The following is a 20,370-nucleotide window of genomic DNA, read 5'->3' as shown; positions in this document are numbered from 1 at the left end:
GCGAAACGAACCAAGCAGACGTAAAATGGCGCAAAACTTGCGCAGAACGCCGCTTGTGGAGGGTTAAGATTTCCGATCTCTGTTATAGGTAGTTTTACCGAGACGCGCGGCATCCTGCCGGGCAGAGACTTTAACGACGATGGACGATACCGCGCATAGCCGCGATTTCACTGCCGGCAGCAGCTTTCCAGAAGGGGAAGGCGGCGAACTCGCGCCGCCCGTTCCGGCCAATGATTCATCCGGCCGCGTCCTCCCGCTTGTCCCGACGCACGGGCTGCTCCCCTCGCTCGAACGCAAGCGTTTGCAGGCCTATCTGGCGCTGCTGGCGGGCGATGTTATTAGCATTCTGGCGACGTTCTTCGCCGTCTCGGTGCTGTATTTCAACACGCTCGACAATTGGTCGCTGCTCGAACGCGGGATGGTCTCGGCCTATATCATCCTGCCGCTCTATCTGACGATTGCGCTGTATAACGGCACCTATTCGCGCCGCGCGCTGACCGACTGGCAGGCGACATCCTTGCGCGCGCTGGTCGCGCTGGTGCTGTCGGCGGCGCTGCTCAACCTGCTGGCCTTTTTCGCCAAGAGCAATGCCGAGCTCTCGCGCATGGTCTTTGCGGTGGGGCTGGCCAGCGCGATTGTCCCCATCCTGCTGTCGCGGATCGCCATGGTGCGTTTCGTCCGGCGGCGCTGGGGTGGCACGGCGCAGAACCGGCTGGTGCTACTGGCGGGCGGCCCGCCGCTGACGCTGGCGCACGCGCTGCATATCGATGCGGGCGAGCACGGCCTTGTGCCCGATCTGGACGATCCGCAGGCGCTCGACCGGTTGAGCCGCTATTTGCGCAATATGGATCAGGTGATCGTCTCCTGCCCCGCCGAAACCCGCGCCGCCTGGGCGCAGGTGCTCAAAGGCACCAGCATCCATGGCGAAGTGACGCACCAGCTTGTTCGCGAGATCGGGGCCATCGGCGTGGTGCATCACGAGGAAGCGGGCATTTCCGCGCTCAAGGTTTCCGCCGGGCAGATGGGCATCCGCGCACGGGTGGCGAAGCGCTTGTTCGATCTGGTGGTGTCGGGTCTGGGTTTGGTGCTGCTCTCGCCGCTGCTGCTGGTCACGGCTCTGCTCATCAAGCTGGAGGATGGCGGGCCGGTGCTGTTCGTCCAGCAACGCATGGGCCGCGGCAACCGGCTGTTCGATATCCTCAAATTCCGCTCGATGCGCGAGGGTGACGCCACAGGCGCCCAATCGGCCGCCAAGGATGATGCGAGGGTCACGCGGGTCGGGCGCCTCATTCGCCGCACCAGTATCGACGAGCTGCCGCAGCTCATCAACGTGCTGAAAGGCGAAATGAGCATGGTCGGCCCGCGCCCGCACGCGCTGGGTTCAAAGGCGGGGCAGAAGCTGTTCTGGCAAGTCGATGACACCTACTGGCAGCGCCACGGCCTGCGGCCCGGCCTCACCGGACTTGCACAGGTGCGCGGCCTGCGCGGTGCGACCGATTGCGAGGCCGATCTGACCAGCCGCCTGCTCGCTGATCTGGAATATATGCAAGGCTGGAGCCTGTGGCGCGATATCGCGATTCTGGCGCGCACGCTGCAAGTGCTGCGGCACGAACGGGCGTTTTAGTTCTTGCGTTCGCCCGCCAGAAAGGCGCGGTAGGCATCGGCGATCCCGTCGCGCAGTGCGATCTGCGGTTTCCAGCCCATGGCGGCGATTTTGGCCCCGCTCATCAGCTTGCGCGGCGTGCCATCGGGCTTGCTGGCATCCTTGGTGATAGCGCCGGTGAAGCCGACAACCTCGCACACCATCTGCGCAAGCTCGATAATCGGCAGATCGGCACCTGAGCCGAGGTTTACGTGTTCCTCGCCCGAATAGGTCTTCAGCAGGAATACGCAGCCATCGGCGAGATCATCGACATGGAGAAATTCGCGGCGCGGGGAGCCGGTGCCCCAGATCTCGATGCTGTCCGCGCCCGCTTGCCTAGCTTCATGCGCCTTGCGGATCAGCGCGGGGAGGACGTGACTGTTGGCGAGATCGAAATTGTCGCCGGGGCCGTAGAGATTGGTCGGCATCGCGCTGATGAAATCCGCGCCATATTGCCGCCGATACGCCTGGCACAGCTTGATCCCGGCGATTTTGGCAATGGCGTACCATTCGTTGGTCGGCTCCAGCGGGCCGGTGAGCAGCGCATCCTCGGGGATCGGCTGCGGCGCGAGCTTGGGGTAAATGCAGGAGGAGCCGAGAAAGAGCAGCTTTTCCGCGCCGTTGCGGTGGGCCGCCTCGATCACATTCGCCTCGATCATCAGATTGTCGTAGAGAAATTCGGCCGGATAGCTGTCATTCGCCAGAATCCCGCCGACTTTGGCCGCCGCCACAATCACCGCATTGGGTGTGTTCGCCGCGAACCAGTCCCGCACCGCTGCCTGCTCGCGCAGATCGGTGGCGCGGTCGCTGGTCAGAACCTCGCATTGTTCGCTGGCCAGCCGCCGCACAATCGCGCTGCCGACCATGCCCTTGTGGCCGGCGACATAGATCCGCTTGCCCGCCAGATCATAGGCCATCAGTCGAAACCCGCGATAGGTTCGGCCTTCATCGCTTCGAGATCGGCGAGCACCATTTCGCGCGCCAGCTCGCGCGGAGAGGTTTCATGCTCCCAGCCGAGCTTTTGCTTGGCCTTCGCCGGATCGCCCAGCAGCAATTCGACTTCGGTGGGGCGGAAATAGCGCGGATCGACTGCGATCAGGCAGCGGCCATCGCTGAGTGCATAGCCCTTCTCGTTCACGCCCTCGCCGCGAAACTCGACCGGAATGCCCGCATCTTCGAACGCCCAGCGCACAAATTCGCGCACTTCGGTGGTGATGCCGGTGGCGAGCACGTAATCATCCGCCTCGTCCTGCTGCACCATCAGCCACATTCCGCGCACATATTCGCGTGCATGGCCCCAATCGCGCTTGGCATCGAGATTGCCGAGATAGAGCTTTTCCTGCCGCCCCAGCGCAATCGCCGCCGCCGCGCGGGTGATCTTGCGGGTGACGAAAGTCTCGCCGCGCAAGGGGCTTTCGTGATTGAACAGAATGCCGTTGCTGGCGTGGATGCCGTAGGCCTCGCGGTAATTCACTGTGATCCAGTAAGCATAGAGCTTGGCGGCAGCATAGGGGCTCCGCGGATAAAAGGGCGTCGTCTCGCGCTGTGGCACTTCCTGCACCAGACCATAGAGTTCGCTGGTGGATGCCTGATAGAAGCGGGTCTTCTCTTCCAGTTTCAGAATGCGAATCGCCTCCAGCAGCCGCAGCGTGCCGATGGCATCGGCATTGGCGGTGTATTCGGGCGTTTCGAAGCTAACCGCGACATGGCTTTGCGCGGCAAGGTTATACACCTCGTCAGGCTGCACTTCCTGCATGATGCGGATCAGGTTGGTGCTGTCGGTCAGGTCGCCATAATGCAGGTGGAACCGCTGGTTATCGACATGCGGGTCTTGATAGATATCCTCGATCCGGCCCGTATTGAAGCTGGAAGAACGGCGCTTCACGCCGTGCACTTCATACCCCTTTTCCAGCAGCAGATGCGAGAGATAGGCCCCGTCCTGTCCGGTCACGCCGGTGATGAGAGCTTTCTTGGACATTCGGGACCCCTTTGGTGTTCGCAGGTGCAAAAGCGTATTTGCGGCGGAGTTTCAAGCGCGGGTTTGGCAAAAGCGCGCCCTATTGCGCCTGGGGTGTGTCCGCAGGGCCGATAAGGTGGCGCAAATGGTCGCACAGCGCGCCATAATCGCTGTGCACGGCCAGCGGCGCGCGGGTCTCGATGGCGGCGAGACATTGGCCAAGGCTCTTCGCATCATGCGCCACCTGCACCAGACCGCGCGCTGCGAAAGCCTCGGCGATTTCGTGCTGGTGGTCGTCATAATGCTCGCCCGCGCCTGCCTCCCGGGGGATGACGATCACATGGCAATGCTGCTCCAGCGCGCCGAGCATCGAGCCGGTGCCGCCGTGGCAGATGACCACGCGGGCGCGGCGCAGGACATCCTGCATAGCCTCCTGCGAAAGCGTTGTGACCGTGTCGACATCGGGGGCAGAGGCAGCCTCCGCGTCCCCGCACTGCACCAGCACCTGCTCGCCGATCATTCCGCGCGCCTTTGCCTCGTAGACCAGATCAACCAAGCGCGGGAAAGGCAGCGTCGCGCCGACGGTGGCGAGCATCAGCGGCTCCTTGGCCGGGGGCGGGGCGCTGCTTGGCACGATCGGATCGAACACCGCCTCGGCCCGCAGCGCCGCGCCCACCGGCTCTGCCTGCGCAATCACATGGTGCGCCAGATAGCGGGCGACGCGCGCAAAACCGCTGGGCGCATGGAACCGCGCAAAACTGTCGATCAGCACGATCCGCGCGCCCAGCAGCCGCGCCCAGAGCACGACGAAGGTCTGCGAGCCTGCACCCGTTGTGATGACCCATTGCGGGCGCTTTGTGCGGATGATGGCGAGTGATCGCCACAGGCTCTGCCATGCGCCTCCCAGCATCGCCCGCTTGCGCCCCAGCCGCGCTTGCCCCAGCGCGAAATGCGGCACGAAATGCACCTCTTCCCGCTCCGCCAGCGAGCGCCCGAGCGCGGTATCCTCGGTCACGAAGAAATGCGGATAATCGCTCCAGAAGCCGCGCATCTGGAGCAACTGCCGCAAATGCCCGCCACCCGACGCGGCAAGGCATAGCAGCGGAGCGGGCGCAGGCTCAGCCATTTCGTCGCCAGACGCTGATGGCAGCCATCGCGCATACCGCAACCAGCCCGCCTTCAAGGAACCAGTTGAGATGCACCGGGCCGCCATACAGCAGCCGGTCAATCGGCGAGAAGGAGATCAGCCGCAGGAGGATAAGCCCGCCGAGCCCCGCCAGCGCGAGTTCGGCCCACCATTGCGCGCGCTGCCGCGCACCCGGCCTGCTGCGTCGCCGCCAAAGCCATGCGCCCACACCGGCCCCCGCCAGCAGCACGAGCCCCGCGATCACCCCCTGAATGGCGCGCCGTCCTGCATAGAGGTCGCGGCTCGCCAATTGGGTGCGCAGGCCATCGCGGAGCAGCTCTTCCGCGCCCGCGAATCGCCACGCCACCAGCGCCAAAAACACGCCGCCCAGCCCAAGCCAGAATCCGTGCCGGCTCGCGCGCCACGCCAACCCGCAGGCAAGCGCGGTTACACAATATGACAGGATGCCGAGAAGGGCAGGAAAACTCACGCTTTTCTCCGGCTCGCAGGCCGCACTGGGGCAGGCGGAAGCGGCTGCAAACGGCAAACTCCCCGCTTATCGTCCGAGCAGCGTTGCACTGCCGCATTTGATTGCGCTAGGCAACGTGTCAGAAAAACTGACAGGCAGTGCTGACCCGACGATGCCGATAAAGGCCACGCAAACACGGACACCGGTCTACAGCGTGGCGCTTTGCGTCATCGCTGCTGCTGTGTCCGGCTGTGTCGCAACGCAGCCGGTTCCCGCAGGCGCGATTGATCCGGTTGTCAGCCCCGCCATGGGGCAAGTCGTTTTCGCCCCCGCCGTGGTTGATGCCTATGTCCTGCGCCCCGGCGATTCGGTGGCGGTCAACGTTTTTGGCGAAGAGGATATCTCGCTTGAAAGCGTGCTGATTGCGGCGGACGGCGTGGTCGCCGTGCCCTTGATCGGCGATGTGCAGATGGCGGGCCGCAGCAGCAGCGAAGTCGGGCGCGAGATCGAGCAGCGACTGGGGGCGCGTTTCTTGCGAGACCCGCGCGTGGCGGTGAATGTGCTGGCCTATGGCTCGCATCTGATAACGGTCGAAGGCTCGGTCGAAACCCCCGGCGTTTACCAGTTTGCGCCGGGCACGCGGCTATCGGGCGGGCTGGCGCTGGCCGAAGGTGCCACGCGCGTGTCCGATCTGCGCGATGTCGCGATTTTCCGCGAGACGGCGGCCGGAATGCAAGTGGGCCGGTTCGATTATGTTGCGGTGCGCGCCGGGCAAATGGTCGATCCGGTGCTGCAACCCGGGGACCGGATCGTCGTCGGCACCGACAATCTCTCGCAATTCTGGCAGGATCTGTTGCGGACGCTTCCCGCATTCGGCCTGTTCACCAGTCTTTAGGCGGCGCGCGCAATGGCACAGAGCGACCCCGCAGGCAGCGCGCCCTTTCTCGACAGCTATCTGGCCGCGCCCGGAAGGACGGGGCGCGGGCTGTTTGGCGAAATCACCTTTGCCTCGATTCGCGGCATCCTGTGGCGGCAGCGTTATGTGCTGGTGATCGTCACCGCGCTCACCGCCTTGCTGGCGCTGATCCTGACTTTGCTGATGACCCCGGTCTACGAGGCGCAAACCACGATCCGCTATGACCCGCCGAGCGGGGCGACGGTGACGGGAGAAGACCTCGAACGCTATGTCTCCGCCAACGAAGTGGGCGCAGTGATGCGCACCATTGCCGAGGTTGCCGAAAGCCGCACGATGGCGCTGGCGGTGGTCGAGGATTTGGGGCTGGAGGATAATGAGGCGCTGCTGGGCGACATGCTGCGCGACGGGCAGCCTGTCGGCAAAAGTGACGAGGCGTGGCTGGCCGAACGGCGCGGCGCGGCTGCGGCGATCGTGCAGGGCGGGGTCAGCACCGATGTGCCTTACGATTCGCGCGTCATTACCCTCGCCTTCCGCTCGACCGATCCGCAGCTCGCCGCCAGCATCGCCAATTCGCTGAGCGAGAACCTGCTCAGGCAGGACGTCGCGCGCAGTCTGGAAACCAACGCTTTTGCCCGCGAATTTCTCGAAGAGCAGATCGCCGACACCCGCATCCGCTTGCAGGAAGCCGAACGAGAGGCGATCGATTTTGCGCGGCGCAATGCGATTATCGGCCCAGGCATTGCCACGGGCGAGGATAGCGACAGCGGTGAGGCTGGCACTGCCCCCACTCTCACCGCCAGCAATCTCGCCCGCGTCAACCAGGCCTATGGCGAGGCGCGCGCCGACCGGATCCGCGCGCAGGAACGCTGGCAGGCGGTGTCGGGATTGCCCGCCGCGCAACTGCCCGAAGTGCAGCAAAACGCGCAGGTGCAGGCGCTCGCCGCACAGCTCGCCACGCTGCGCGCGCGGGAAGCGCAATTGCGCCAGCGTTATCTCGACGATTATCCTGATCTGCGCGAAGTTGTGGCCGAGATCGCCGAAACCGAAGAGCGCAAGGCACGCGCCGAAGCCGATATCCGCCGCTCTATCCGCAGCGCCTACGAAGTGGCACAGCGGCAGGAGGCGGCGCTGGGGCGGGAGCTGGAACGTTCGGCCAATTCCGCACTGGCGGAGCAGGATGAGCGGGTGCAGTACAATCTGCTCGAACGCGATGCGCAGGCGCTGCGGTTCCAGCTTTCGAACCTCCTTGATCGCTACAACCAGATCGCCTCGGCGGCCAATCTGGGAACCAGCACGATCAGCCGGATCGATCCGGCTATCGCGCCCGGCGGGCCGGTTGAACCGAACCTGCTGCGTAATCTGCTGGCGGGCCTTGTGGCGGGTATCGGGCTTGCCGTGGGCCTTGCGCTGCTGCGCGAGATTTTCGACGACCGCATCCGTTCGGCGCAGGATGTCGAACAGAAGGTGGGCCTGCCGATCATCGGGCAAACGCCCTATGTCGATCCCGCTTCCATTGCTGACGCGGTGGAAGACCGGTTCAGCCCCGTCAGCGAAGCCTATTCCGCCATCCGTGCCACGCTGGATTTCAACGTGCTGAAGGAAGGGCACAAGGTTATTAGCATCACCAGCGGCGAAAGCGGCGAAGGCAAAACCACCACAGCGATTGCGCTCGCGCGGCGGTTTGCCATGGTCGGGCGCAAGGTGCTGCTGATCGACACCGATATGCGCCGCCCGCGGCTTGCGCGCCTTTTCAGCGGGACAAAGCCGGAAACCGGCCTGTTGGCCGTGCTTTACGGCCGCGCCGCGCTGGCCGAGGCGCTGCTGCCGCATGACCAGACGGGGCTTGATGTACTGCCGATCGAGCGGATTCCCGACAATCCCGTCGAAGTCCTTTCCTCGGGCCTGCTGGCAGAATTGATCGCCGCGCAGCGCGAGCATTACGATCTCATCCTGCTCGACAGCTCGCCGGTGCTGGGCATTGCCGATGCGCCGCTGATTTCGCGCCATGCCGATGTGACGCTGCTGGTGATCGAGGCCAACCGCGCGGCATCGGGCCGCACCCGCGCCAGCATCCGCCGCCTGCGCGAAGGCGGCGCGCGGGTGGTCGGCGGCGTGCTGTCGAAGTTCCGCGCGCTCGATGTGGGGGAGGATTACTCCTACCAGTACCAGTATTACCGCTACGGCGAAGGCGGGAATGCGCGCTAGGCGGGCGCGTGCTGCGCTGCTGCGCCATGGCTGACAGACCGCGCATCCTGCATCTTTCGGGCGATTATCCCGATCCCATCCAGCCGGAGAAGACGCAGGCGATTGCGCGCCTGCTGGAGCTGACCACCGGCGAATTCGATCACCGCGTTATCTCCCTCAACCGTGTCTCCCCGTCGGCGCGGGAAGCGGCTTTGCTGGCGAGCGGAGCGGGCGCTGCGGACGCGATGATCGGGCTGCCCACGCCCTTCGACCGGGGCCTCGCCTTCACCTATGCCGCGCCGCCCAAAGGCGTGTTGCACCAGACCGCGCTGGTGCGGCTGGCGCAGGGGCTGGAGCACCAGTTAGAGCACCGGCTCGGCCAGCATTGGCGCAAGGACTGGCGGCCGGACCTGATCGTCGGCCACAAGCTCACCATCGAAGGGATTGTTGCCCGGCATCTGGCGCAGCGTCTGGGTGTGCCCTTCGCCCTGTCGCTGCAAGGCAATACCGACAGCCGGATTACCGCCGCCCGCCCCGATTTGCGCCACAGCTTTGCCGCGATCCTGCGCGAGGCGCGGGTAGTCTTCCCCTTCGCGCCATGGACATTGCGGCTGCTTGAAGACCGGCTCGGAGCGCGCACAGGGCCAAGCATCGCTCTGCCCTGTGCGTTCGAGTGCGACACCATGATCGCTCCGCGCGCGGGCGGCGAAGTTTTGGTGAGCGTGTTCCATCTCGCGGGCCATCGCTGGAAGAATCTGCGCGGGATGGCGGATGCGCTTTCGCTCCTTGCCAAGCGGGACGAGGAGGCGCGGCTGGAGATAGTCGGCGGAGGAAGCGCGGCGCTCGCGCAGAGCCTTGCCGCCCGCTTCGCCAAGGTGCCGGGGCTGGGTTTCGCAGGCCCCATCGCCAGCGCCGACTTGCCCGCCCGGTTGAACCGCGCCGCCGGCTTCGTGCTGCCCGGCCTGCGCGAGAGTTTCGGCATGGTGTTTACCGAAGCGCTGTTTGCGGGCCTCCCGATTCTCTATCCGGCAGGGCGCGCGGTGGATGGCTATTTCGACGATGCGCCCTTTGCGTTGCGGGTCGATCCGGACGAACATCACGCGATTGCCGATGGAATGGCGCGGCTGCTGCGGGACGAAGCGCGATTGAAGGCCGCCTTGGCCGATTGGCAAAGCTCGGCTGATGCGCAACGTTTTACCCGCGCCGGGATTGGGGAGGCGTTTGCCCGCGGGCTCCGGCAGGCGCTGCGCTAGCCGCCATAGCCGCGCAGCCATTCGCGCCGCCGCTGCCACAGATTGCGCCATAGCACCGCGTCGCCGCGCCCGCTGGCGAGCGATCCAATGCGCCGCGCGGCGCTCCACAACCACAGCAGAGCGAGGCCGAGGGGCTGTGCAGGCGTGCTCCAATGGTCGCGGATCAGGCTGGCCTTGGCGCGCAGCAGCTGCACCATCTTCTCCTCCCGCTGGGTCACCGAACCACCGCCCAGATGCACGATTTGCGCCGCCGGCGTGATCATCGGTTGGTAGCCCATGGCCTTGGCGCGCAGACATAGATCGGCATCCTCGCCATACATGAAATAGCGCGGGTGAAATCCGCCGAGCGCGCGCCATAAATCGGTACGGATCAGCAGGAAACAGCCCGACACGATGTCGACCGCGCGCACGCTGTCACGCAGCCAGCCGCCGATTCCTTCGGGGTTGAACAGCGCGCTATGGCGGAAAAGGCGGGTGAGGCCGGTGGCGGAGCAAAACAGGCTCCACGGCGTCATCCGGTTCCAGCACGAGCTGGGATTGAGACTGCCATCGGCAAACAGCGTCCGCCCGCCGACAATGCCCGTTTGCGGGTTCGTCCGGGCAAACTCAAGAAGCGCGGCAATCGCGCCGGGCAGCGTTTCGGTGTCCGAATTGAGCAGCAGCAGATGGTCGGTGGTGATGCGGCCGGTCAGCGCATTATGCGCCGCGCCAAAGCCGATATTCTTCGCGCTGCGCACCAGCGTCACCTGCGGAAAGGCCTGCGCCACCGCATCTGCTGAGCCGTCATGCGAGGCATTGTCCCACACGATCACGTCCATCGCCACCCGGCCTGCATTTGCGAACAGCGTCTCCAGCGCCTTCAATGTCAGCTGGCGCGTGTTGAAGCTGACGAGAATGACGGTGAGTTCGGCCATGGCCCCTCGTTCTAGGAGTGCTCCGAGGGCGAGACAATCCGCGCGCGTTCGCATTTCGCGCTTTCCTACAGGTTTTGCGAATCGCTACTCGCTCGGCCTGCTTGATCGAAGGAGCCTTACCATGCCCGAAGACCGTTACACCGCCGCCAGCGACAGCGTTACTGCGCCCGCCCGCTCGTGCTTTGCCGTGCAGCCCGATGATACGGGCACATTCCCCGTTGCGGCGAAGGCGCTGTATGTCGGGCTGGGCGGCGATTTGGTGCTGCGGGCGCAGGATGATGACGCGGATGTCACCTTCCGCGATGTGCAGCCGGGCAGCATTCTGCCCGTGCGCGCGGTGGCGGTGCGCGCGACCGGCACCAGCGCCGCCGATATCGTGGCGCTCGCATGAGCGCTGCCTTAGGCTTGGGCGTGCGCCCTTCGACCAGCGGTGGCAGACCGGCTGCGCGGCCCGCTCCGCTGCCTGCGCTCGTCCCCGCGCCCGCCTTTACCGGAGCGCCCGGGAGCGGCTTTGCCGCGCTCCCGCTTGATCCTGTGCGCACGACAGCGAAGCCCGCTTGTCGGTTGCTGGTGCCGCCGCGCCAGCGGTTTACCGGCAGGCTAACCGTCGGCGTTTATGCCGGGGCGAATGATGGCGGCAGCCTGTTCGACACGATGGGGCTGGCCAAGGTGACCTTCCATTACGAAGGCACCAGCGTGGATGTGACCGAGCCGCGCGTGCACAGCTTTCGCGATGCGAACGGCAAGAGCGTCCACTATTTCGGCTATTGGGCCGAGCTGGCGAACAACGGCACGCATGGCGAGGCGCTGCTCTATATCGAAGCGGTGCCGCGCGATGCCACTATGCAGGCGCGGGTGATCGGCCCTTACAGCGTCTTCCCTGCCCCTAGCGCGCATGACCTTGTGCTCGACATCCGCGCCGATGGCAGTGGCGATTTCACCAGCATTGCCGCCGCCAGCCATGCCAAGGCGCAAGGCGCGGGCCATCCGCTGCTGCGCATTACCCAAGGCGGCTCCTATGAACTGGGCGCAGTTGCGGGCACCTATGCTCCGCAAGGCTATTGCACAATCGAAGCGAGCGCGCCGGTGGTCATTTCCACCGATGCGGCGGCATTCGATGGCGGTTCCTTCGTGCGGTTTCGCCCCTTCATCGAATTCCTGCGCCTGCGCGGTGAGAATATCACCGTCGATTTTGCCAATGCGCACGAGCTGGAGCTGTTAACCGGCTGCTGGTTTGATGGCTGCCGCTTCACCCAGTCGCGCGGCGCCTATGCGCTGTGGCGCAAGACGACGCGCACATTCCTCGGCTGGCTGATCCGGGGGAGCCACTATTTCACCGAATGCACCTTCACCCACACCTATAACAGTCTCGACAAATGCCTGCTGGCGCGCGGCAATGTGGTGCGCGAGTGCTGGGCGGACATTTTCAACGATGCCTTCTGCATGGTCGGCAATCGTGTACTGGGCCATGACAGCCGCGCCTATGTTGACCAGATTGCCGCGCTCGAGGTGGCCTATATGGGGCTGGAAGCGGGGGCGAGCATCGCCATTTCCAGCAACAATTTGCTCACCATCACTTATGGCGCGGTGACCGAGACGCTGCAGATCAACACCACCCAGGCCGCCTTTCTGGCGCACGATGCCTATAGTGTGGCGGATGTGGCGGCATGGCTCAATACGCGGCCGGGTTGGCAGGCGAGCGTGCTCGATGATAGCCGCGCGGCGCAGGCTTTGGGCGTCGATGGCGGCAAGGGCTTGTCCTTTGCCCCGCGCAGCGTCGGGCCGGTGCCGCTGCGGCTCTATACCAGTTTCGATATCCATGCAGACTGGTGCCAGGTCAGCACCGCCGCGACGCTGGAGAACATCGTGGTCGCGGACAACATCGGCATCGATCTGGTGACGCAGAACCTCTTCCTGCCCGGCCAATTGCTCGCCGATGTGCTGGTGCTCAACAATGCCTTCCACAACAAGACCGATGCGCCCAATTCGAGCGATCTGGGCAGCGCGGTGAGCGGCGCGCGTAGCCATTTTGTCGTGGCGCATAACACGATGGCGACGCAGGTTTTGCGCATCAACAGCGCGGGGCTTTCGGTCGATCCCTATTGTCTGGTGGCGAACAATTCGCTGCGCGCGCTGATCTGGCAGAACGGGCCGAGCCCCGCACTGGCGATGGCGAACAACCATGTGCACGCGGTGGAGGCGGGTAAGTCTGCGGATACGGCCAGCACGGCGGGCGGGGATGCGATGACGCTCTATGCCGACGCTGCGGCAGGCGATTTCGCGCCCCGCGGCGATTTGCTGGCGACGCCGGTGCCAGCCGTGGTGCGGACGGCGCAGGGGCGCCGCAAGCGTGGCGCGCTGGCTGCGAAAGGTGCGGTCGCGGCCTAGCGACTGAAGACAGGGCGGCGCAGTCGCAGGAGCGCGTAGAGCCGGTCGCGATAGTCGCGCGGGCTGGCGAAATGCGCGATCACTGCGCTGCCCGCGCCCCCGATTGCGGCGGCGGCGAGCGAAATCTCCCATCCCGTCAGCAGGCTGTGCGCCGCCATCGCAGCGGTAATGGCGAAGGCGGGCGGGGCCAGCCGCAGCAACACTGGCGCAGTGGCCAGCCCTGCTTTCGCCATCAACACGCCCGCGTCGATCACGGTGCGCAGCAGGAACACCAGCGCGAAGCCCGCCAGCCCCCAGACGGGCGCGACGAAATACAGCGCGGCGACAAACAGTGGCACTTGCACCAAATGCCACAGCGCGGTGAAGCGCGGCTCGCCCCGTGCTTGAATAAATGTCGCCGCTAGCACCGACACGCCGCTCAGCCAGAACGCCGCCAGCAGCACGCGGGCGAGCAATATCGAGCGTTCGTCAAGCTCGCTCCCCAGCCACGCCCGCAGCAGCGGATCGGCAAGGCAGATCAGCACCAGCATGAAGGGCGCGGAAATATTGGCGAGCATCACCACCGCCTTGCGCGCCGTCGCCAGCGCGTCCTCTGGCGAGAGCGCGGAAAAGCGCGGGAACAGCACGCGGATCACCGCTTGCGGCACCAGCTGGGTGCGGCTGGCGATCTGGTACGGCACGCTATAGGCAGCGACCGCCACCGCGCCCAATTGCACGCCGATCAGGAAGCGGTCCGCCATGGTGATCACCGGTCTGGTGATGGTCGACAGCATGATCCAGCGCCCGAAATCGAGCAGCTTGGCGGCAATGGCGCGCGAGAAAGTGCCGCCGCTTTCGCGCAGCATGGCGCGCCAGACCGACAGCGTCGCCAGCACCAGTCCGGCAAGGCGCGCGAGCAGTGTCGCGGCAAGCAAAGTGGCAAGATCGGGCGCGATGAGGAAAGCAGCGGCGAGCGGCAGCAATTGCAGGCCGCTATTGGTCACCAGCGTGTGCAGCGAGACCGCGCCGAAGCGCTCCTCCCCCGCAAGGCAGCCGATGGCCCAGCCGAACAGCGTGACGCACAATGTCGCCGCGCCGATCATCCACACCGCGTGCAGCACCTCGGCCTGCAAAGCGGGTGACAACGCCATGCCGTGGGCAAAGAAGAGATAGGCAAGCAGCGCGCCGGCCAGCCCGGTAAGCAGTCCCGCGCCAAGCGCGAGGACAAAGCCGGTAACGGCAATGTCGGGCGGCGCGCCATCTTTGCCGCCCGCGATGCGCTGGGTGATCGCATAGCCAAGGCCGAAATCGGCTTGCCCGGCAAAAACAAGGATGAGCCAGGCAATCGCCAGCACGCCGTACCTCTCGAGCCCGATCTGGCCGATCAGCAGCGGCAGAGTTATGATGGTCACCAGCAGCGGCAGCCCCGCGCCGAGAGCCGAATACAAACTGTTGCGGGCAATGGTCACGGCGGCGGGTTTACCCGTCCCGCGCAGGCAGCGCAGGCGGCGCAGGCAGAGCCGGCACCGCGACAAGCGATGCGCCAAGGCCGAGAATGAACATCAGCCAGATTTGCGATTCGCCGAAATAGGTCACCGTCATGCCGACGAAGATCAGGGTGAACAGGCAGAAATTATACCCGACCAGCAGGCTGCGATGCTCCGCTTCGCGCCCGGCGCGCAGGCCCGCTGTTACCATCACGCCGATCATCGCCACCAGCAGCAGCAGCGGCACCAGAATGCCGTGACGGATCGCCAGTACAAGGAAGTGCGCGTCGATGCTGTCGGTCATCCACGCGGCGCGCTCGATCAGCCCGTAGCCATAGCCGAACACCGGTTGCCGCTCGACCGCGTCGAGGCCATATTGCCACTGGACGCGGCGGATATAGGCAGTTGCCGGATTGATCGTGAACGGGGACAGCGCGGCAACAATCCCGTTCGCCGTAGACAGCTGCGCAGCCAGCAGCAGCACGAGGCCGATCGCGGCCATGGCGGACCAGCGCAGCCGGGCAATGCTGCGCTTCAGATATTCCAGCGCTGCCAGTCCCAGCACCAGAAACAGTCCCAGAATGGCGGCGGAGGAAAGCGAGAAGAAGCCCGCCAGCGCCGCGCCCAGCCCGGCCAGCTTCGGCCAGCCGCGAAGCCCGGCAAACAGGAAGAGCGGGAAGGCGCTGATCAGCACCGCGCCGCCCAGAATGGGGTGCGAGAACACCGAATAGCTGCGCAACAAACCAAGGCGGATCTCGTTCTGGTAAACCAGATCGGCCACCGCTTCACCGGCGAAATATTCGGGCAACGGCCCGAAAATCTCCCGCCAGAACGGCCGCACCAGCAAGCGGTGGGTGACGCTTTCCAACGTCATCAGCGCGCCTGCCACGGCAAGGCCGGGCGCGATGGCCACCAGCAGGCGGCGAAAATCGACCATTTGCCCCAGCGATATCCGCGCGACAAAATAGGCTCCGGCAAAATCCACCACCAGCGCGCCTGCCCGCACCAGCCCGTCGCCCACACCGAAATGCACGGTGAAGGAGGCCAGCATCCAGATGGCGGCGAGCATCACCAGCGTATCGGTCAGGCTCCAGCGCGTATGGCCGCGCAGATAGCGCAGCACCACAACCGCCAGGAGCGGCAGGATCGCCATGCGGTAGGAATAGATATTGAGCCCGGCGGCGGAAATCCGCACCTCGGGCGAAAACAGCATTACCGAATAGATCAGGATGACGGCGGGCAGAATGCGCTGCCACGCGCCTAGTACAGCGCCAGCGGGTACTTGCGCTTCCTGCCCGCTTTCAGGGCGATAGGGATCAGGAAGGGTGGCTGCGTGCAATTGGAAACCTCGGCCCGCTCATACAGCCAATCGCCGCGCGAAGGAATGGCGCAAGCGCGCTGCCCGCAAGTGCGGGAAGCGGTGCGCGATCCGCCGCAAGGCGCGCCGCGCGCTTGCGGCGGGCGTCATCGCCACGCGATCGAGCCGGATCAGTTCGGCGAGATCGGCCTCTGCCACAGGGCCGGTCGTCCGCGCATCGCCGGAGATGGCGGCGCAAAGCGCATCGAAGCCCTCCTTCGCCCGCTGCCGGGCGATGGAAGTCTGCGCCAAGCGGTCGCTCGCCTGCGAGGCGGCGAAGGTGTTGTCGAGATCGCCGATGGTGAGCGCAATCCCGTCCGTTACCCCAGCGGCCAGCAGCGTCTGGCTATGCTTGCCATGCGCTCCGCCGCGACCCGGATAGACCGCCAGCGGCAGGCCAAACGCGGCCGCCGTCACCGCAGCGTGGAGCGAGGAGGTGACCACCCCTGCCGAAGCGGCAATGATCGCGGCGGTATCAAGCACGGGGCGCAGATTGGCCTCAGGTGCGATTACCCGCCCTGCCAGATCGGGCGCGCGGCGGGCGATGGCCTTCGCGGCGAGCTGCAAATACGCATGATCGCCCAGAAAATGGCAGACGGGCAGCAGCAACGCCGTGCCGCCCGTGCGCCGGAGCAGCGCGATGACTTGCTCCAGCCACACCGCATCCTGCCCCTCGGCATAGGGCGGCGAGATATGGCAGACGATGTAATCACCCGGCCTTGCTCCCGCTGGCAAAGCGCGCCGTGCCCGTTCTTGCCATTGGTCTGCTGCAAGCACATCGGCGAGCAGGAAGACCGGATCGACCGCGACTTCGCAGCCGAGATGCTGCGCCGAGACCGCGTCGCGTGCGCGCACCCGCTCCGCACTGTGCAGCACCCGCGCGGTTGGCCCGAGCCCTTGCGCCAGCGTCGGTGGCACCCCCACTCCATGCGCGAAAAAGCGCGCCGCGCCGCGCCCGTTCCACACGGTGGGCGCAAGCCACATCCGCAGATAGTGGCTGAGCGTCTTATCGGGCAGCAGGTAAGTCCCCGAGGAATGCCCCACCGCAAGCGTCTCCCCGCCGGTCTGGATCAATGCATCCGCCGCGATGGGACGTTCACCGAGCGTTGCGGGCAGCGCGTGCACCGGCGCGAAATCGAGAATCTCCGCTGCCCGCGCAAAGGGCGAATACAGCTTGATCTCCGCCTCCGGGAAATGCCCGCGCAGCAAATGCGCATAGACGTGCGCGAACAGGCAATCGCCGTAATTCTCCACATCGAAAGTGCCGATCAGGCCGAACCGTGGCGTGGATCGCGGGGCGGGCTCAGCCATCTGCCGTGTCCGCTGCATGATAATAGCGCTGGGTGTTGGCATCGGCCTCTGGCAGACGACCAAAGGCACCGGTTTGCAGATCGGTGCGCACTACGCGCGCCGGATTTCCCAGCACCATGGCGCGCGGCGGAACATCGTCGAAAACCACCGCGCCCGCGCCGACAATCGCATTGTCGCCTATACGCACGCCGGGAAGGATCATCGCGCCGCCGCCGATAAAGCAATTCGCGCCGATCTGCGTCACGGCACCCTCGCGCGCCATCACCACGGTGTGGAAGGCGACAAGGCTGTGCGTGCCGATGCGGATCGAACCACGACCCGCCGGAAAAAAGCGCGCCGAGAGGGAGACTTGCGTGCCCGGCGCGATCACAATCCCGTGCCGCCAGCCAAGGTATAGCCGCCGCATCGACAGCAGGATTTTCCGCAGTCCGCGCAGATTCCGCAAGCTCGCCATGGCTATGCGTCCCCGCCTGCTTGCAGCGCGCAGGCCAAGGGCATATCGCAGGCAGATGCTCGGCCCTGCATCACCCTATCTCAGCCTGCAAAAGCTGCTGCGCCGCTGGGTCTGGCGGCAGGATATCCACCCTGCAGCGCGCATTGCCGCGACTGCGCATATCGACCGCACCTGGCCCAAGGGTATCCACATCGCGGCAGGCGCGGTGGTGGAGGATTACGCGGTCATCCTTGCGCATGATATGTCGCGCGGGCTCTATCTCGATACCTATGTGGAGGAAGGCGCGCGCATCGGCATTCGTGCGATTGTGATGCCCGGCGTGCGGGTGGGCGCGGGCGCGATTGTCGATCCCGGCGCGATTGTGACGGCGGATGTCGCCCCGGGCACGCGGGTGCGCGGCAATCCGGCGAAGGTTGTGGCCGCCTGACCGGTTTGCGACTTTGTGCCGGTGAATGCGCTGCACGAGCCGTTCTCCGCGCTGTTAGGCCTCTGGCAGCAAGGGCCGCCACCAGCCTGCATTAGCCAGATACCACCGCAAAGTCTGCCTCAGCGCGCTTTCGAAACCGTGGGCGGGGGTGAAACCGAGTTCGGCTGCCGCCTTGTGCGCGTCGATGGCATAGCGCCGGTCATGGCCCTTGCGGTCTTCCACAAAGCGTTTGAGCGAAGCGGTCGGCTGGCCTTTTGCTGCGGGCGCATCGGGGAAGCGCGCGGCGAGCGTTGGGTCTGCGGCAAAGGCCGTATCCACCAGCGCGCAAATCGCGTCCACTACTGCCATATTAGGCAATTCCGCCCCGCCGCCGATAGCATAGACTTCGCCTAGCACGCCGCGTTCAAGGCAAGCGGCCAGCGCGCGGCAATGGTCGGTGACGAAAAGCCAGTCGCGCACATTCATCCCGTCACCATAGATCGGCAGCGCGCGGCCATGCAGCGCATTGAGCAAGAACAACGGGATTAGCTTTTCGGGATGTTGATACGGCCCGAAATTGTTCGAGCAATTGCTGGTCGTCACCTGCAGCCCGAAGGTGTGGTGCCATGCGCGCACCAAATGGTCGGACGCGGCCTTGCTCGCCGCATAGGGCGAATTGGGGGCGTAGGGCGTTGTCTCGCAAAAGGCGGGATCATCGGGGCCGAGCGAGCCGTAAACCTCGTCGGTCGAGATATGGTGGAAGCGGTGCGGCTTGCCCGAACCGCTATCCAGCCACACCGCCTGCGCGGCCTTGAGCAGCGAGTGGGTACCCACGATATTGGCGGCGATAAAAGCATCCGGGCCGCTGATCGAGCGGTCGACATGGCTTTCGGCGGCGAAATGGACGAGCGTGTCGATTTCGCGCTCGTGCAGCAGTTTCTCGACTAGCACGGTGTCGCAAATGTCGCCCACCACCAGCTCGGCCTGCTCCACCCCGGCGATGGTTGCAGCATTGCCCGCATAGGTGAGCGCGTCGAGCACAATGATCGTGTCACCGGGCTTCTCGCGCGACCAGTAATGCACGAAATTGCCGCCGATAAACCCCGCGCCGCCGGTGACGAGAAGGTTAGCCACGGTATTTCTCCGCGCGCAGCATATGCCAAAGGTTCGTGCGCCAATGCGTGTGCCCGTCGCCGAGCAAGGCGCGGGTTTTCGCACAATCGAGCAGCGCAAATGCAGGGCGCGGGGCGGGAGTGGGATAGTCGCTCGTGCGGATCGGGATGATCGGCACGCTTGTCTCCAGCAGGCCCATCGCGCGCGCTTCCTCCTGAATGGCGACGGCAAAATCGTACCAGCTGGCAACGCCCGCGTCGCAGTGGTGAAAGGTGCCGCTCGCGCCCGCTTCAACGAGTTTCCAGATCGTGTTGGCGAGGCTCATCGCCCATGTCGGCGCGCCGATCTGGTCGGCAACGACGCGCACTTCGTCGCGCTCACGCATCAGCCGCAGCATGGTCGTGACGAAATTGGAGTGGCCTGCGGAATAGACCCATGATGTGCGGATGAGGAGATCATCTGCGCCCAGCGCGTCTTCGCCCGCCGCTTTCGACTTGCCATAGACACCAAGTGCGTGCCGGTGATCGTCAGGCAGATAGGGGCGGCTTGATTGGCCATCGAAGACATAGTCGGTAGAAAGGTGCACCAGCCTGCCCCCGCTCCTGTTCATCGCATGAGCCAAGCTGCCAACAGCATCGCGGTTGATGGCATAGCAAGTATCGGCATCGCTCTCGGCTGCATCAACGGCGGTGTAGGCGGCGGCGTTGATAATGAGGTCGGGCTGCTGTGCCGCGATGAAGGCTTCGAGTGCGACCTCGTCCGTCAGGTCGCACTCGGCCCGGCCCGCGCCTTGCACTTCCACACCGGCAGGCGCTGTTTGCATGAGCGCGCTGCCGGCTTGACCCGTGGCCCCCAGAACCAGAACCTTCACGCGAAACCCCCGGTGTCCGTTAGCGCGCGGCCCGCGCGGTCACGGTCGGAGAGGCGCGGCTCCAGCCCTTCGAGCGGCCATTCGATGCCGAGATCGGGATCATCCCAGGCAAGCACCTGCTCATGCTCTGGCGCATAGGGCGCATCGCATTTGTAGAGGACATCGGTGCCGTCTGCCAAAGTCAGGAAGCCATGCGCAAAGCCGTGCGGCACCCACAGCATCCGCTTGTTCGCCGCGGAAAGCTCCACGCCGATCCATTGGCCGAATGTCGCCGAAGAGCGCCGCAGATCAACCGCCACGTCCAACACCGCGCCGCTGACCACGCGCACCAGCTTGCCCTGCGGCTGCGGCTGCTGGAAATGCAGGCCGCGCAGCACCCCCTTGTCCGAGCGGGAATGGTTGTCCTGAACGAAAGCGATATCGAGCCCGGCCTCTGAAAAGGCCTGCGCATTCCAGCTTTCGAGTAAGAACCCGCGATCATCGCCGTGCACTTTTGGCTCGATAATCAGCGGGCCGTCCAGCGCGGTCGGGATCACCTGCATT

Annotated in this window: 19 protein-coding genes; 7 read left to right on the top strand and 12 right to left on the bottom strand. The window is 65.2% G+C overall.

From position 1 onward, the window contains the following. Positions 1-139 precede the first annotated feature (139 nt). Positions 140-1,624 (top strand): exopolysaccharide biosynthesis polyprenyl glycosylphosphotransferase, encoded by a 1,485-nt coding sequence (locus tag GC121_RS04405; protein WP_151972945.1) that lies wholly within the window; start codon positions 140-142, stop codon positions 1,622-1,624. On the opposite strand, the gene GC121_RS04400 is transcribed toward GC121_RS04405, so the two are convergent. From GC121_RS04400 to GC121_RS04385, 4 genes are all read right to left on the bottom strand, one after another. Next, the gene (locus GC121_RS04400) at positions 1,621-2,559 is read right to left on the bottom strand and encodes a GDP-L-fucose synthase (protein ID WP_151972944.1); all 939 of its coding nucleotides are present in this window, start codon (positions 2,557-2,559) and stop codon (positions 1,621-1,623) included. The genes GC121_RS04405 and GC121_RS04400 overlap by 4 nt on opposite strands. After that, a complete protein-coding gene (gene gmd, locus GC121_RS04395; protein ID WP_151972943.1) occupies positions 2,559-3,620 on the bottom strand; it encodes a GDP-mannose 4,6-dehydratase in 1,062 nt (353 codons plus the stop codon). The genes GC121_RS04400 and gmd overlap by 1 nt, the downstream gene beginning before the upstream one ends. A 79-nt stretch (positions 3,621-3,699) precedes the next feature. Next, positions 3,700-4,725, bottom strand: a complete 1,026-nt coding sequence (welK, locus tag GC121_RS04390) for a beta-1,4-glucuronosyltransferase WelK (RefSeq protein WP_199857751.1) — start codon at positions 4,723-4,725, stop codon at positions 3,700-3,702. Next, positions 4,718-5,215, bottom strand: coding sequence for a hypothetical protein (locus GC121_RS04385; protein WP_151972941.1), 498 nt, complete (start codon positions 5,213-5,215; stop codon positions 4,718-4,720). The genes welK and GC121_RS04385 overlap by 8 nt, the downstream gene beginning before the upstream one ends. 115 nt (positions 5,216-5,330) lie before the next feature. Between GC121_RS04385 and GC121_RS04380 the strand changes: the two genes are divergently transcribed. Genes GC121_RS04380 through GC121_RS04370 form a run of 3 tightly spaced genes read left to right on the top strand, consistent with a single transcriptional unit; the run spans position 5,331 to position 9,547 of the window. Continuing rightward, positions 5,331-6,089, top strand: coding sequence for a polysaccharide biosynthesis/export family protein (locus GC121_RS04380; RefSeq protein ID WP_199857750.1), 759 nt, complete (start codon positions 5,331-5,333; stop codon positions 6,087-6,089). A gap of 12 nt (positions 6,090-6,101) precedes the next feature. Then, the gene (locus GC121_RS04375; protein ID WP_151972939.1) at positions 6,102-8,315 is read left to right on the top strand and encodes a polysaccharide biosynthesis tyrosine autokinase; all 2,214 of its coding nucleotides are present in this window, start codon (positions 6,102-6,104) and stop codon (positions 8,313-8,315) included. Positions 8,316-8,341: 26 nt separating this feature from the next. Beyond that, on the top strand, positions 8,342-9,547 hold the full coding sequence (locus GC121_RS04370; protein WP_151972938.1) for a glycosyltransferase: 1,206 nt from the start codon (positions 8,342-8,344) through the stop codon (positions 9,545-9,547). Here GC121_RS04370 and GC121_RS04365 read toward each other — a convergent pair. Then, on the bottom strand, positions 9,544-10,461 hold the full coding sequence (locus GC121_RS04365) for a glycosyltransferase family 2 protein (RefSeq protein ID WP_151972937.1): 918 nt from the start codon (positions 10,459-10,461) through the stop codon (positions 9,544-9,546). The two genes, GC121_RS04370 and GC121_RS04365, sit on opposite strands and share 4 nt — an antisense overlap. Positions 10,462-10,582: 121 nt before the next feature. On the opposite strand from GC121_RS04365, the gene GC121_RS04360 reads away from it, so the two are divergent. Beyond that, positions 10,583-10,852, top strand: coding sequence for a hypothetical protein (locus GC121_RS04360; protein ID WP_151972936.1), 270 nt, complete (start codon positions 10,583-10,585; stop codon positions 10,850-10,852). Beyond that, entirely contained in the window at positions 10,849-12,849 is a 2,001-nt protein-coding gene (locus GC121_RS04355; RefSeq protein ID WP_151972935.1) for a hypothetical protein, read from the top strand. The genes GC121_RS04360 and GC121_RS04355 overlap by 4 nt, the downstream gene beginning before the upstream one ends. Here the strand turns inward: GC121_RS04355 and GC121_RS04350 are convergent. The 4 genes from GC121_RS04350 to GC121_RS15810 are packed head-to-tail and all read right to left on the bottom strand — an operon-like array spanning position 12,846 to position 17,437. Next, entirely contained in the window at positions 12,846-14,297 is a 1,452-nt protein-coding gene (locus GC121_RS04350) for an oligosaccharide flippase family protein (RefSeq protein ID WP_199857749.1), read from the bottom strand. The genes GC121_RS04355 and GC121_RS04350 overlap by 4 nt on opposite strands. A 10-nt stretch (positions 14,298-14,307) precedes the next feature. Further along, positions 14,308-15,654, bottom strand: coding sequence for an O-antigen ligase (locus tag GC121_RS04345; protein WP_151972933.1), 1,347 nt, complete (start codon positions 15,652-15,654; stop codon positions 14,308-14,310). Positions 15,655-15,672: 18 nt separating this feature from the next. Beyond that, complete coding sequence (locus tag GC121_RS04340) at positions 15,673-16,983, bottom strand: polysaccharide pyruvyl transferase family protein (protein ID WP_199857748.1); 1,311 nt, start codon at positions 16,981-16,983, stop codon at positions 15,673-15,675. Next, positions 16,976-17,437: a DapH/DapD/GlmU-related protein gene (locus GC121_RS15810; protein WP_151972931.1), complete on the bottom strand. Its 462-nt coding sequence runs from the start codon at positions 17,435-17,437 to the stop codon at positions 16,976-16,978. The genes GC121_RS04340 and GC121_RS15810 overlap by 8 nt, the downstream gene beginning before the upstream one ends. 55 nt (positions 17,438-17,492) lie before the next feature. Here GC121_RS15810 and GC121_RS15225 point away from each other — a divergent pair, with 55 nt between their 5' ends. After that, positions 17,493-17,864: an acyltransferase gene (locus GC121_RS15225; protein ID WP_199857943.1), complete on the top strand. Its 372-nt coding sequence runs from the start codon at positions 17,493-17,495 to the stop codon at positions 17,862-17,864. 54 nt (positions 17,865-17,918) lie between these two features. Here the strand turns inward: GC121_RS15225 and rfbB are convergent, their stop codons facing one another. Genes rfbB through rfbC form a run of 3 tightly spaced genes read right to left on the bottom strand, consistent with a single transcriptional unit; the run spans position 17,919 to position 20,369 of the window. Next, on the bottom strand, positions 17,919-18,977 hold the full coding sequence (rfbB, locus tag GC121_RS04325) for a dTDP-glucose 4,6-dehydratase (protein WP_151972929.1): 1,059 nt from the start codon (positions 18,975-18,977) through the stop codon (positions 17,919-17,921). Continuing rightward, positions 18,970-19,827 (bottom strand): dTDP-4-dehydrorhamnose reductase, encoded by an 858-nt coding sequence (gene rfbD, locus GC121_RS04320; RefSeq protein ID WP_151972928.1) that lies wholly within the window; start codon positions 19,825-19,827, stop codon positions 18,970-18,972. The genes rfbB and rfbD overlap by 8 nt, the downstream gene beginning before the upstream one ends. Continuing rightward, complete coding sequence (gene rfbC, locus GC121_RS04315) at positions 19,824-20,369, bottom strand: dTDP-4-dehydrorhamnose 3,5-epimerase (RefSeq protein WP_151972927.1); 546 nt, start codon at positions 20,367-20,369, stop codon at positions 19,824-19,826. The genes rfbD and rfbC overlap by 4 nt, the downstream gene beginning before the upstream one ends. Between the last annotated feature and the right edge of the window lies 1 nt (position 20,370).

The organism is Erythrobacter sp. EC-HK427 (assembly GCF_902498745.1).
Lineage (GTDB): Bacteria > Pseudomonadota > Alphaproteobacteria > Sphingomonadales > Sphingomonadaceae > Alteraurantiacibacter.
The sequence above is the reverse complement of the archived record's forward strand: the minus strand, read 5'-3'. Positions and strand labels throughout refer to the sequence as shown.